8 protein-coding genes are annotated in these 13,862 nt (G+C 60.9%); 6 read left to right on the top strand and 2 right to left on the bottom strand.

Features of this window, described 5'->3' with window-relative positions; translation table 11 throughout:
• Positions 1–157 precede the first annotated feature (157 nt).
• The 3 genes from ACXJKE_RS01135 to ACXJKE_RS01125 all read left to right on the top strand — a co-directional run bounded on the left by ACXJKE_RS01135 (position 158) and on the right by ACXJKE_RS01125 (position 8,083).
• On the top strand, positions 158–484 hold the full coding sequence (locus tag ACXJKE_RS01135; RefSeq protein WP_457278736.1) for a hypothetical protein: 327 nt from the start codon (positions 158–160) through the stop codon (positions 482–484).
• Positions 481–7,107 (top strand): calcium-binding protein, encoded by a 6,627-nt coding sequence (locus ACXJKE_RS01130; protein ID WP_457278735.1) that lies wholly within the window; start codon positions 481–483, stop codon positions 7,105–7,107. The genes ACXJKE_RS01135 and ACXJKE_RS01130 overlap by 4 nt, the downstream gene beginning before the upstream one ends.
• Positions 7,108–7,309: 202 nt before the next feature.
• Positions 7,310–8,083, top strand: a complete 774-nt coding sequence (locus ACXJKE_RS01125) for an AAA family ATPase (RefSeq protein ID WP_457279768.1) — start codon at positions 7,310–7,312, stop codon at positions 8,081–8,083.
• Positions 8,084–8,095: 12 nt separating this feature from the next.
• Here ACXJKE_RS01125 and ACXJKE_RS01120 read toward each other — a convergent pair whose 3' ends face one another.
• Positions 8,096–10,171 (bottom strand): oxidoreductase, encoded by a 2,076-nt coding sequence (locus ACXJKE_RS01120; RefSeq protein ID WP_457279767.1) that lies wholly within the window; start codon positions 10,169–10,171, stop codon positions 8,096–8,098.
• A 567-nt stretch (positions 10,172–10,738) separates the two neighbouring features.
• Between ACXJKE_RS01120 and ACXJKE_RS01115 the strand changes: the two genes are divergently transcribed.
• Together ACXJKE_RS01115 and xth are read left to right on the top strand one after the other, a co-directional pair.
• On the top strand, positions 10,739–10,987 hold the full coding sequence (locus tag ACXJKE_RS01115; RefSeq protein WP_457278734.1) for a hypothetical protein: 249 nt from the start codon (positions 10,739–10,741) through the stop codon (positions 10,985–10,987).
• 32 nt (positions 10,988–11,019) lie between these two features.
• Positions 11,020–11,880, top strand: coding sequence for an exodeoxyribonuclease III (gene xth / locus ACXJKE_RS01110; RefSeq protein WP_457278733.1), 861 nt, complete (start codon positions 11,020–11,022; stop codon positions 11,878–11,880).
• 67 nt (positions 11,881–11,947) lie between these two features.
• Here the strand turns inward: xth and ACXJKE_RS01105 are convergent, their stop codons facing one another.
• On the bottom strand, positions 11,948–13,000 hold the full coding sequence (locus ACXJKE_RS01105; RefSeq protein WP_457278732.1) for a quinone-dependent dihydroorotate dehydrogenase: 1,053 nt from the start codon (positions 12,998–13,000) through the stop codon (positions 11,948–11,950).
• A 128-nt stretch (positions 13,001–13,128) separates the two neighbouring features.
• On the opposite strand from ACXJKE_RS01105, the gene rpiA reads away from it, so the two are divergent.
• Positions 13,129–13,800, top strand: coding sequence for a ribose-5-phosphate isomerase RpiA (rpiA, locus tag ACXJKE_RS01100; protein ID WP_457279766.1), 672 nt, complete (start codon positions 13,129–13,131; stop codon positions 13,798–13,800).
• Positions 13,801–13,862 lie beyond the last annotated feature (62 nt).

The following is a 13,862-nucleotide window of genomic DNA, read 5'->3' as shown; positions in this document are numbered from 1 at the left end:
CTTACAAATTCACAACATCTGGTTCAAATTGTTCGCCTAGAGTCGCCGAGCGTCGAACAAGACATGTCAGTTGGATTGCAGGCGTTGGGTGACATTTTTTTATCGCTGTGTTCAAGCGTGAGTATTGGTCAAGTTCGATTTGGAGGGAGACGTAAGCATGATTGATGAGACCGAAAACTTAGGGGTATTTATGAGGGACTTACTACACCGCAGGGACGGAGTAGTGCTGGTAGCGTCGTCATCGATCTGCGTTGTATTTCTCCTGACAAATTTATGGGTTGCCTCTTTATTTACTGCTCAAGATGGTTTGGTAGTTGGTAAGTGGGTAATCCTTTGGATTTTTCTACCTTTAATACTATTTTTTATTCACGTCCGTATGAGGCAGTTGATCGGCGCCGACAGCTTCTTCTCGGTTTTTTTTCATGCATGTGTGCAGTTTGGATTGGTTGCTTTTTTTGCGTTTAAAAATGGAGGTATCTTGTGAGCTTACTTAAAGATTTAGTGACGTGGACGGAAAGAATCGATGGCCTCAATGGGTTGGCAGAGGGGATAAAAAAACTTGATGAAGCAGACAACGGAATCGACGTAGCGGCAGCAAGCTCCCAGATTGTGGCTGAGCTCGCAGTTGCCGCGGCTCTGACCGCCACTGTTCGTACTGCTATGTCACTTACACGTTTGGGTTTAGCCATTTCCGGCAATATCTGGAAGTGGGAAGCGCTTTCGAAAGTAGCCGGGATATCTGGAGGATTGACCGCAGGGGCAATTATCGATGGGGTAAATGCGCTGGGGATTGGAGGAAAAATATATGACTGGACCCACGTTGACCCTCTTGCCAACACCCGATTCTTTGATGCTCGTAACATAGTCGTCCGTCGTGACCCTTTAGTTATGGACCTGGACGGCGACGGCCTGGAACTGACAGGTGCCAGCGGATCCATTCTCTTCGACCACAACGGCGACGGCATCAAGACAGGCACCGGATGGGCCAGACCCGATGACGGCTTCTTGGTGCGGGACCTCAACGGCAACGGCACCATAGATACCGGCCGGGAACTCTTTGGTGTAGACACCATTAAGAGCAACAGCACACTGGCCACTGACGGCTTCGACGCCTTGCGTGACCTGGACGCCAACGGCGATGGTTTCATTAACAGCGCAGATGCAGCATTCGGTGAACTCAGGATCTGGCAAGACGCCAATCAGGACGGTATTACCCAGAGCGGCGAGCTCAAGACCTTGACCGAGCTCAGTATCACCAGCATTGGCGTCAACGGCACCAGCACGGGCCCGCAAGCGGGTCAGGTGATCAACAACAATACCGTGGCTCTGAGCACGACGTTCACTCAGAACGGTCAGACGCACACCGTCGGTGCGATCGACCTCGAGACCAATAACTTCTTTACCGAGTTCCCACCCGAAGTGGTGGATGAAGCCGGCAACCCTGTTCCTATCACCGAGCAAGCCCAGGCACTTCCGCAGATGGATGGTTCCGGCATGGTGCGAAATATGCGGGCCGCAGCTAGCCTGGACAGCGACTTCGCCAATGCCCTGCAGACCTTTGCAACTACCCCTACCCGTGATGGCCAGCGCAGCCAGCTTGATAACCTTGTCAATCTGTGGGCTAACACCTCTACCTATTCGCATGGCGTGCTTTACGGCCTCAATGCCAACGTGACCTACAACTTGCCGACCGGCGTGACTGAAGCCGAGTACAAGAACCTTATCTATGTGCTCGAGGCGTTCAATGGCAGCCGTTTTTACGGCGATGAAAATGGTGGGCCTCGCCCAGCGGGGTTTGCCATCAGCAGCAACACCGATCCGAATACTGGAAACGTGGTGTACCACTACATCGTCAGTCCGCCGGCCGCACAGGTAGACCTGTTGCAGCAAGCCTATAGCGCGCTCAAGGAAAGTGTTTATGGCGCATTGGTAGTGCAGACGAGGCTTAAGCCCTATTTGGACGGCATTGGATTGTCTATTAGTGGGACTGGAATTTCGTTTAACACGACTGGACTAACTACTGCGCTTACAAACCATAGAGCCGCAGATGAACGCAACGCACTTATCGACCTGGTTGAGCTTCACCACTATACGGCCGGAGCACTATCTGCTGTCGGGTTTGGCGGAATATCAATGTTGCGCAACTGGATTGATGCTTTGGCCGTGGACTCACCGTTAAGGGGGGAGCTCGCATCGTTGGATGTGTATTCGGGGCTGGCAACCAGCGGAAGCAGCCGTTCCGATATTTATTTGGGAGATGCCTCTGCAAATACTTTCAGTGCCGGCGCCGACGGTGACTGGCTGGACGGCGGTGCAGGAAGTGATCTATTGCAAGGTGGATCCGGCGACGACGTGCTCGAAGGGGGCGCCGGCAACGACATCCTGGCCGGGGGCGTGTACGACACCTGGAACGGCAACTACAACGGCGCGGGCAGCGATACCTATCTGTTTGGCCTGGGTGATGGGCAGGACACAATTGTTGACCAGGACACCACCGCCGGAGCCATCGACACGATTGTTTTCAAGTCAGGCATCCTGCCTGCCAGCGTGCTGATCTCCCGCTCGGGCGACAGCCTGGTGCTGAAGATTCAGGGCACCAGCGACCAGATAACGATTAACGGCTATTTCAGCGGGGACGGTGCTGGAGGTTGGGCGATTGAGCAGATTCAGTTTGTCGACGATCCGGCGACGATTTGGGACATCGCCACCGTGAAGGCGCAAGCCTTGCTTGGAACGGTCAACAACGACACGCTTCAGGGTTATGCCACCGACGACACGATCAATGCCGGGGACGGCAACGACACCGTGACCGGCAATGACGGCAATGACGTATTGAACGGAGAAGTCGGAGCCGACTCGCTCAGTGGCGGCAACGGCAACGACGTGCTGGAGGGCGGCGTCGGTGCTGATTCCCTGATCGGCGGCAATGGCAATGACACCCTCAATGGTGGCGCCGACGGGGACACCTTGCAGGGCGGAGCGGGTGACGATGTTCTGGATGGAGGCGCCGGCAACGACGTGTTGGGTGGAGGGGTATACGACACCTGGAACGGCAACTACGACGGTGCGGGCAGCGACACCTACCTGTTCGGCCTGGGCGATGGTCAGGACACGATCGCCGACAACGACACCACCGTTGGCGCCGTCGACAAGATCGTCTTCAAGACTGGAATATTGCCGGGCAGTGTGTTGGTTTCGCGCTCCGGCGACAGCCTGATCCTGGCAATCCAGGGCACCAGTGACCAGGTAACGGTCAACGGCTATTTCAATGGAGACGGTGCGGGCGGTTGGGCCATCGAAGAGATTCGCTTCGCCGATGATCTGAACACGGTTTGGACAGTGACAGACGTCAAGAATATGGCACTGGTCGGTAGTGCCGGCAACGATGCCCTGACCGGCTACGCCACCGATGACGTGATCGTGGGCAATGACGGCAACGACACCATCAGCGCCCGGGCAGGCAATGACACACTGTATGGCGGCAATGGCGCTGACACTCTCAGCGGTGAAGATGGCAACGACCTGATCCTGGGCGATGCCGGTGCGGATTCCCTGATCGGAGGCAACGGTGTTGACACCCTGTTGGGTGGGGCTGACAACGATACGCTGCAAGGTGGCGCCGGCGACGACATCCTGGAAGGCGGAGCCGGCAACGACCTGCTGGGCGGCGGGGTGTACGACACCTGGAACGGCAACTACAACGGAGCGGGAAGCGACACCTATATGTTCGGCTTGGGCGACGGCCAGGACACGATCGCCGACAACGACACGACGGCCGGTGCCGTCGACAAGATCGTCTTCAAGGCTGGCATCTTGCCAGGCAGCGTGTTGATCTCGCGCTCGGGTGACAGCCTGGTTCTGAAGATCCAGGGTACCAGCGACCAGGTAACAATTAACGGTTATTTCAATGGAGACGGTACTGGCGGCTGGGCCGTGGAAGAAATCCGTTTTGCGGACGACCTGAATACGGTATGGACGGTTTCCGACGTCAGGACAATGGCCCTTGTCGGCAGTGCCGGCAACGATGCACTGGTCGGCTACGGCACAGATGACGTGATCGTGGGCAATGATGGCAACGACACCATCAGCGGCCGGGCTGGCAACGACACGTTGTACGGCGGTAATGGCGCCGACACCCTCAGCGGGGAAGATGGCGACGACCTGCTTCTGGGTGACGCCGGCGGTGATTCCCTGAGCGGTGGCAACGGCAATGACACGCTGAGCGGAGGCGCCGATGGCGACACATTGCAGGGTGGAGCGGGTAACGACATCCTGGAAGGCGGGGCCGGTAATGATCTGCTGGGCGGCGGGGTGTACGACACCTGGAACGGTGTCTACACCGGCACAGGCAGCGACACCTACCTGTTTGGGCGCGGAGACGGGCAGGACACGATCGCCGACAACGACACGACCGCAGGTGTCATTGACAAGATCATTTTCAAAGCCGGAGTTCTCCCGGGGGATGTCCTGGTTTCCCGCTCTGGCGATACCCTGGTGCTCAAAATCATCGGCACCGGCGATCAGATATCGGTGAGCGGCTATTTCAATGGGGATGGCGCCGGCGGCTGGGCCATCGAAGAGATTCGCTTCACTGATGACGTCAATGCGGTCTGGTCTGTGGCCAACGTCAAGAACATGGCGGCGCTTGTGGGCGGCGCTGGCAATGACACGCTGATTGGCTATGCCACCGACGACGTGATGGCGGGCAACGATGGCAATGACACCATGAGTGGTCGTGGCGGCAACGACACGCTGTACGGCGGCAATGGCGCGGACACGCTTAACGGAGAAGACGGCAACGACCTGCTTCTGGGTGAGGCAGGCGGCGACTCCCTGAACGGAGGCAACGGCAACGATACCTTGAACGGCGGTGCCGATGTCGACACACTGCAAGGAGGTGCCGGGAACGACACCCTGGATGGCGGGTCGGGTAACGACATTCTGGCCGGCGGGGTGTACGACACCTGGAATGGTGTTTACACCGGAACCGGCAGCGACACCTATCTGTTCGGGCGAGGTGATGGACAGGACACGATCTCCGACAACGACTCCACTGCTGGCGTCATTGACAAGATCATCTTCAAAGCCGGGGTGCTCCCCGGAGATGTCCTGGTTTCCCGTTCCGGCGATATTCTTGTGCTCAAAATCATCGGCACCAGCGACCAGATATCGGTCAATGGCTATTTCAATGGGGACGGCACCGGCGGCTGGGCGGTGGAAGAGATCCGTTTCGCCGATGATGTCAACACGGTCTGGTCGATTGCCAATGTGAAGGTGATGGCTCTGGTCGGTACGGCCGGTAATGACACCCTGACGGGCTACGCCACCGACGACGTGCTCGTGGGCAATGACGGCAATGACACCATCAGCGCCCGGGCCGGAAACGACACGCTGTACGGCGGTAATGGCGCCGACACCCTCAACGGGGAGGACGGCAACGACGTGCTCCTGGGCGAGGCCGGTGGTGATTCCCTGAGCGGCGGTAACGGTAACGACACGCTCAATGGCGGAGCCGATGTGGACACCTTGCAAGGCGGATCAGGCAATGACACCATGGAGGGTGGTGCCGGCAATGACATCCTGGCCGGAGGGGTGTACGACACCTGGAACGGCAATTACAACGGCGCGGGCAGCGACACCTACCTGTTCGGCTTGGGCGATGGCCAGGACACGATCTACGACAACGACGGCACCGCTGGCGTTGTCGACAAGATCGTCTTCAAGGCTGGAATCCTGCCCGCCAGCGTGCTGGCTTCGCGATCGGGCGACAGCCTGGTCCTGAAGATTCAAGGCACCGCCGACCAGATTACGGTTAACGGCTATTTCAGCGGGGATGGAGCCGGAGGCTGGGCCGTTGAAGAGATCCGCTTCACTGATGATGTCAACACGGTCTGGTCAGTTGCAAATGTGAAGCTGATGGCGCTGACGGGCGGCTCAGGCAATGACACCCTGACCGGCTATGCCTCCGATGATGTGCTCGTGGGGAATGACGGCAATGACACCATCAGCGCCCGGGCCGGCAACGACACGTTGTACGGCGGCAATGGCGTCGACACCCTCAACGGGGAAGACGGCAACGACATGCTGCTGGGCGAGGCCGGCGGCGACTCCCTGAGTGGAGGCAACGGCAACGACACACTCAATGGTGGTGCCGATGGTGACACCTTGCAAGGCGGCGCCGGTAACGACATTCTGGTGGGCGGATCGGGCAACGACATCCTGGCGGGCGGAATCTATGACACCTGGAACGGCGTCTACACCGGCACGGGCAACGACATCTATCGCTTCGGAGTGGGCGGCGGCCAGGACACCATTTATGACAACGATGGGACCGCGGGAAACATTGATCGGATTGAATTTGACGCGGGTATTACACCTACCGGTATCACGGTAACTCGCAGCGGGAACAATCTCGTTTTGAGAATCACGGGGACGACCGACACCCTGACGGTGAGCAACTACCTGGCCAACAACTCGGTGACACCCTGGTCCGTTGAGGAAATCGCGTTCGGCGATGGCACGGTGTGGAGGCCTGCAGACATCGATGCCATTTTGTTGAACGGGGGCATCCTCGGGACAGCTACGACCGGCGCGGACAGCCTGATTGGCAACAATACCTCGGCAGATACGCTCAATGGGTTGGCCGGCAACGATATTCTCCGCGGCCTGGGGGGCAACGACACCTTGACGGGGGGCACTGGAAATGACCAGCTTTTTGGTGGCTCAGGCGCTGATACCTACCTGTTTGCGCGGGGTGACGGCGCTGACGTCCTCACAGACACAGATGCCACTGCGGGTGTGACCGACACCTTGAGGTTTGACGCCAGCGTTGCTGCCGACCAGCTCTGGTTTCAGCAGGTAGGGCTCAATCTGGAGGTCTCTGTCATAGGCACAACGGACAAAGTGGCTGTCACCAACTGGTACCAGGGCGCCGGCAACCATGTGGAAATATTTGAGCTGGCCAACGGGACTCGTTTGCTGGACAGTCAGGTGCAAAACCTGGTTGATGCAATGGCGGCGTTCTCGCCACCGGCGGCAGGTGAGACCACATTGCCGGCTGGCTATCAAACAAACTTGTCACCGGTCATTGCTGCAAACTGGCAGTAGAAGATGCCTGTTTGAATCCAGGGAGTACTGTCGCCCGGCCGCCGTACGCGGTGGATGATGGCGACAGGCTTCTCTTTGTGTTTGGGCAGCAAATATTCTCGCCACAGGCTTGATGCTTGACGGGGAAGTGCCCCAGACCGGGCGGGTCTTCGTCAGCTATTTTCCAGCGTCGCCGCCACCTTAAACTCCGGTCATGTCATCGATCATCTCCAGCCAGTTTGCCAGCCGCGTCACGCTGGTGCGCGACAAGGTGGAGTCTTTCGCGGCCTACCCGTTTCACCTGCCGGCCATCCGCACGCTGGAGTATATTGACCTGCACCCGAAAGTGACGTTCTTTGTGGGTGAAAACGGCTCGGGAAAGTCGACGCTGCTGGAGGCGATTGCAGTTTCGCTGGGGTTTAACGCAGAAGGCGGTACCAAAAATTTCCGTTTCGGTACACGCGTTTCCCATTCGGTGCTAAACGAATACATTCGCGTTGCCAAAGGCTTCAAGCGGCCGAAGACCGGCTTTTTTCTGCGTGCAGAGAGCTTCTTCAATGTGGCGACGGAGATCGAGAACCTGGACGCAGAACCTTCCATGGGGCCGCCGGTGATCACTTTCTATGGCTCGCGCTCGTTGCATGAGCAGTCTCACGGCGAGTCATTTCTGTCGCTGCTCAACCACCGGTTCGGCCCGGAAGGGATGTACATCCTTGACGAGCCGGAAGCGGCCCTGTCGCCGCAACGCCAGCTGGCGGTGTTGTCGCGCATGCATGACCTGGTGCTGGAGCGGTCGCAGTTTTTGATCGCGACGCATTCGCCCATCCTGATGGCTTACCCGGACGCCTGGATTTATGCGTGCTCGGAGTCCGGCCTGGAGCGCATTCAGTACGCCGAGACTGAGCACTACCGGGTTACGCGCGATTTTTTGCAAAACCCGGAGCGCATGCTTCGCCTGCTGCTGGAGCGCAAGGACGAACCTGACGCATCTGCGTGAGTGGGGCCTGGATCAAACCATCGCCGCCAGCCGCGTCCCCTGGTCAATCGCGCGTTTGGCGTCGAGTTCGCTGGCTTCATCTGCGCCGCCAATCAGGTGCGTCTTGACGCCGGCCGCGCGCAGCGGCTCCAGCAGTTCGCGGAGGGGTTCCTGCCCGGCGCACAGCACGATGTTGTCGACTGACAGCACGGTGCCGTCCAGCCGCTTTTCGCCGAAGGTGATGAAGAGGCTGAGGCCTGAGCCTCCTTCGTTTTCACCAATGCGTTCATAGTTGACGCCTGAAAGCATTTCGACGTTTTTCATTTTCAGCGCGGCACGGTGGATCCAGCCGGTGGTCTTGCCCAGGCCCGCGCCCAGCTTGCCGGGCTTGCGCTGCAGCAGGGTGACATGGCGCGCCGGCGGCGTGACCTGCGGGCGCACGACGCCGCCGCGCACTTCGCCGGGATCGGCCACACCCCATTCGGCGAGCCAGGCGGGCAGGTCGAGTGCGGTGGAGTGACCGGTGGGTGTGACGAGGAATTCGGCGACATCAAAGCCGATGCCGCCTGCGCCTATGAGCGCGACGCGCTCGCCCACGGGTTGGCGGCCCAGCAGCACATCGATGTAGCTGAGCACCTTGGGATGGTCTTGCCCGGGAATGCGCGGGTTGCGCGGCGTGACGCCGGTGGCCAGCACGACTTCGTCAAACTTTTGCGCAATGAGGTCGGCCGCCGAGACGCGGGTGTTCAGGTGCAGCTTCACGCCGGTGCCGGTGATGCGCTGGCCGAAGTAGCGCAGGGTTTCTTCGAACTCTTCCTTGCCGGGCACGCGCTTGGCCAGGTTGAACTGGCCGCCGATTTTGTCGGCAGCGTCATACAGGTCAACGCTGTGGCCGCGCAGGGCCAAAGTGGTGGCGGCGGCCAGACCCGCGGGGCCTGAACCTATAACGGCAACGCGTTTTTGGGCGGGAGCGATGCGGATGACAAGTTCGGTTTCATGCCCGGCGCGGGGGTTGACGAGGCAGCTTGCCAGCTTGGCCTGGAAGGCGTGGTCCAGGCAGGCCTGGTTGCAGGCGATGCAGGTGTTGATTTCATCGCGGCGGCCTTGCGCGGCCTTGTTGACGAACTCGGGGTCTGCCAGGAAGGGGCGGGCCATGCTGACCATGTCGGCGCTGCCGTCGGCCAGCACCTGTTCGGCCACTTCGGGCATGTTCAGGCGGTTGCTGGTGATGACAGGAATCGTGAGGCCGGCGGCACGCAGGTCGCCTCGCAGCTTTTTGGTGACCCAGGTGAAGGCGCCGCGTGGTACTGACGTCGCGATTGTCGGCACACGCGCCTCATGCCAGCCGATGCCGCTGTTGATGAGCGTGGCACCGGCGGCTTCAACGGCTTTGGCCAGCAGCACGACTTCTTCCCAGCTGCTGCCGCCGGGAATCAGGTCGATCATCGAGAGGCGGTAGATGATGATGAAGTCGCGGCCGACGGCTTCGCGCGTGCGGCGCACGATCTCCACGGCCACACGCATGCGGTTGCCATAGCTGCCGCCCCACTCGTCGGTGCGCTGGTTGGTGTGGGTAACGAGGAACTGGTTGATAAAGTAGCCTTCGCTGCCCATGATCTCGACGCCGTCGTAGCCGCCATCGCGGGCCAGCATGGCGCAGCGGATGAAGGCGCGAATCTGCCGCTCGACGCCGCCGGAGCTAAGCTCGCGCGGGGTGAATGGCGAGATCGGGCTCTGGATGCGCGAGGGCGCGACGCACAGCGGGTGGTAGCCGTAGCGGCCGGTGTGCAAAATTTGCAGGGCAATCTTGCCGCCTTCGGTGTGCACGGCGTCGGTGACCTGTTTGTGGCGACGCGCAGCGCCTGAGCTGGCGAGCATGCCGGCGAAAGGTTTGGTCCAGCCGGCGATGTTGGGCGCAAAGCCCCCGGTAACCATGAGGCCCACGCCGCCGCGTGCGCGCTCGGCAAAGTAGGCGGCCATGGCGGGGAAGTGTTTGCGGCCGTCTTCCAGGCCGGTGTGCATGCTGCCCATCAGCACGCGGTTCTTCAGCGTGGTGAAGCCCAGGTCCAGCGGCGCGAGCAGGTGGGGGTAGGGGGAAGCGGGGTCCAGGGAAAAAGAGGAAGACGCAAGGGAAGGGGGCGTCGTCGCCGAAGTGGGGGTCGCGGCCAAGGCAGGTCTCCTGTCAAAACTGCCTGCATGGTAGTCGCTGCAGGGCCAACGGCACAGCGCGCCGGGTACTCTAGGGGACAGGCTCTACGCCGCCTTCGGGCTAACCCGGGCCCCCACGGTCGCTCACTTCGTGTAGCTCCCTGCCCCCCAAGGGGGCCGCTGCGCCTGCGGCCCGGCGAAGCCGGTTCCGCGGCCCCTGCTTGCATGAAGAGTTCAGCGGCGTAACCAGTGGGCGTATTTCACCAGTGGGGGCCGCGGGACTGGCTTTGCCAGACCGCAGGCGCCGCCCCCTCGAGGGGGAACAGGCTACACGCAGTGAGCCTGGACGGGGGTGGCTTATAGATCGCCCGGCGAAGCCGGTTCCGCGGCTCATGCTGGCCTGGCCGGCTCGCTTTGCATCGCCTTTTCTGGTGCCCTCAGGGTATCGGGGCAGCGGCCTTGCGGTGTTGTCCGACACCCGCCCGCAGCCTGTGCTGGTACTTTGAAGCTTCGATTTCTGGAGCACTCATGGCAAAAACCAACACCAGCCCGACACGCGCCAAAACCGGCGAAGGCGCGACGGTGCCGCATCCTCCGCACAGCGAGCCGGACGATGAAGCGGATGGCAACGATGCCAGCACCTTGATTGAAAACCCGGTGAAGCCCGGAAAGGCCGGCAAGCTCAAGCAGCACAGCTTTCCTGACGGCGGCGGTAGCGGCGGTGCCGAGGCTTTCCGGCGCGGGCCGGGCCGGGGTAAGCCTTCGCCCGGCGTTTGATTGGGGTTTGGCCAGCGTTTGATCGGGGTCTGATGAAACTCGCGACCTTTAACGTCAACGGCATCAAGACGCGGCTTCCGCAGTTACTTGACTGGCTGGCCAAAGAATCGCCCGACGCGGTCTGCCTGCAGGAGCTCAAGGCGCTGGACAGTGTGTTTCCCCAGGCCGACCTGCGGGAAGCGGGTTACAGCGCTTTATGGAAAGGCCAGCGTTCATGGAACGGTGTGGCGATTCTGGCCAGGGGTGAGGCGCCGGTTGAAATACGGCGTGAGCTGCCCGGCGATGCGTCAGATGACCACAGCCGCTATCTGGAGGCGGCAGTGGACGGCATCGTCGTGGCCTGCCTGTACCTGCCCAACGGCAACCCGCAGCCCGGCCCCAAGTTTGACTACAAGCTGGCCTGGTTTGAGCGGCTGCAGAAGCACGCGGCGGGGCTTTATGCGTCCGGGCACCCGGTGGCGCTGGCGGGTGACTTCAACGTGGTGCCGACGGACTTTGATATCTACAACCCCAAGTCCTGGCGCAAGGACGCCCTGTTGCAGCCCGAAAGCCGGGCGGCCTATGAAAAGCTGTTGGGGCAAGGCTGGGTAGACAGCCTTCGGCATTTGCACCCGGATGAACGCGTCTACACCTTCTGGGACTATTTTCGCCAGCATTGGCAGCGCAACGCGGGCTTGCGCATCGACCACATCCTGCTGAACGCTGAACTGGCGCCGCGCCTGAAAGCTGCCGGGGTAGACAGCTGGGTGCGCGGGCAGGAGCACGCCAGCGACCATGCGCCGGTGTGGGTGGAGCTGGGTGTGGCGCGTAAAGCTGCGGGCGCGGTGAAGAAGAAGGTGGCCAAAGTGGCGAGGCCGCGAGCGGCAGCGATGCCGCGCAAAAAAGCTCCGTAAGCCAATGCCGTGCCTTGCGGATTCGTTGCTATTAATTCAATAGCTGCCTGCGCAAGTCCCTATTGGTCTAGCGGCTGTTTTTGATCGCAGTCGCGGCGTCAGTCACCAGTTCAGGGCCCTTGTAGATGAGGCCGGTATAGATCTGCACGACGTCGGCGCCGGCCTTGATCTTGGAGACGGCGTCCGCACCGCTCATGATGCCGCCCACGCCGATGATGGGAAAGCCTTTGCCGAGTGCCGTGCGCAACTGGCCGATGACGCGGTTGCTGGCTTCCAGCACCGGGGCGCCGCTCAGGCCGCCGGCCTCTTCGGCATGGCGCGTGCCTTTCACCGCGTCGCGGCTCAGCGTGGTGTTGGTGGCGACGACGCCGTCCATGGCGTGGCGCTTGAGCGTGGCGGCAATCACATCGACCTGGGCTTCATCGAGGTCGGGTGCGATCTTCACAAAAATCGGCACACGCTTGCCGTGCTGTTTGGCCAGGGTCTCGCGGCGTTCGGCAATGCGGCCGAGCAGGGCGTCCAGGGCTTCGTCGCTTTGCAGGGCGCGCAGGTTTTTGGTGTTGGGGCTGGAGATATTGACGGTGACGTAGTCCGCGTGCGGGTAGACACCGTCCAGGCAGGTCAGGTAATCGTCCACCGCGTTTTCAATCGGCGTGGCGGCGTTTTTGCCGATGTTCAGGCCCAGCAGCAGGCTGTTTGGCGCGCCTTGCTTGCGCACGCTGGATCGCTGCACATTGGCCAGAAAAGCGGCCAGCCCTTCATTGTTAAAGCCCAGGCGGTTGATGAGCGCGTTGGCTTCGGTGAGGCGGAACATGCGCGGCTTGGGGTTGCCCGGTTGGCCCAGAGGGGTGACGGTGCCGACTTCGACAAAACCAAAACCCATGGCGGCCAGGCCGTCGATGCAACGGGCGTTTTTATCGAGCCCGGCGGCCAGACCCACGCGGTTGACGAATTTCAGGCCGGCCAGCTCGACGGGATCGCTCACGCGGTTGCCGCAATACGCCAGCGACAGCGGCGTGCCCTGGGTACGCGCGAGCGAAGCCATGGTCAGCTCGTGGGCGGTTTCGGGGTCAAGCCCAAATAAAAAAGGGCGGGCCAGGGCGTAGGGGAGCAGGGACATTGGATAATTCGGCTTTTGGCGATGAGGCGATGAACCACCCGGGCAGGCCGGGCATGAAGCCTGATTGTCGCAAAACCCGTTTCGCCCCGGCCCCCCAAACACTCTTCAACACTTCCATGACTCAAGCCATGACCCAAGACGAACTCAAAACCCTGGTCGGCCAGGCAGCCCTGCACTATGTCGAGGAAGGCAGCATTGTGGGAGTCGGCACCGGCTCGACTGTGAACAAATTCATTGACGCGCTGGGCACCATGAAGGGACGTATTGCCGGTGCGGTGTCGAGCTCGGTGGCCTCGACGGAACGCCTGCAGGCGCTGGGCATCAAGGTGTTTGACGCGACGGAGGTGGACGAACTGGCGGTGTACATCGACGGCGCCGACGAGATCGACAACGCGGGTTATATGGTCAAGGGCGGCGGTGCGGCGCTGACGCGTGAAAAGATCGTGGCGGCCCAGTCGCGCAAGTTTGTCTGCATTGCCGACGAGTCCAAGCTGGTGCAGGCGCTGGGCAACTTTCCGCTGCCCGTTGAGGTGATTCCGATGGCGGCCAGGCGCATCGCGCAGCAGTTTGCAGCCATGGGCGGCACGGCCAACCTGCGGCTCAAGGACGGTAAACCGCTGGTCACCGACAACGGCCAGCACATCCTGGACGTGACCGGCCTGAAGATCGCCGACCCACTGGGTTTTGAGTCGCAGGTCAACCAGTGGCCGGGCGTGGTGACGGTGGGGGTGTTCGCCCACCAGAAGGCGCATGTCTGCCTGCTGGGTGCGCCGGGCGGGGTGAAGACGCTGGTGTTCTAGGCTGCTCTAGCCCCAGAAAGCAAAACGCCGGGCTGGTACCCGGCATTTTGCATTTTCAGAGC

It is taken from the genome of Polaromonas sp. P5_D5 (genome assembly GCF_054049435.1).
Note: the sequence above shows the minus strand (reverse complement) of the source record. Positions and strands in the feature narration are given on the sequence as shown.

What these genes read in the sequence shown, in the direction of transcription:
- ACXJKE_RS01135 (WP_457278736.1), top strand. Translation starts at nt 158, where the DNA reads ATGATTGATGAGACCGAAAACTTAGGGGTATTTATGAGGGACTTACTA.
- ACXJKE_RS01115 (WP_457278734.1), top strand. Translation starts at nt 10,739, where the DNA reads ATGGCAAAAACCAACACCAGCCCGACACGCGCCAAAACCGGCGAAGGC.
- xth (WP_457278733.1), top strand. Translation starts at nt 11,020, where the DNA reads ATGAAACTCGCGACCTTTAACGTCAACGGCATCAAGACGCGGCTTCCG.
- ACXJKE_RS01105 (WP_457278732.1), bottom strand. Translation starts at nt 13,000, where the DNA reads ATGTCCCTGCTCCCCTACGCCCTGGCCCGCCCTTTTTTATTTGGGCTT.
- rpiA (WP_457279766.1), top strand. Translation starts at nt 13,129, where the DNA reads ATGACCCAAGACGAACTCAAAACCCTGGTCGGCCAGGCAGCCCTGCAC.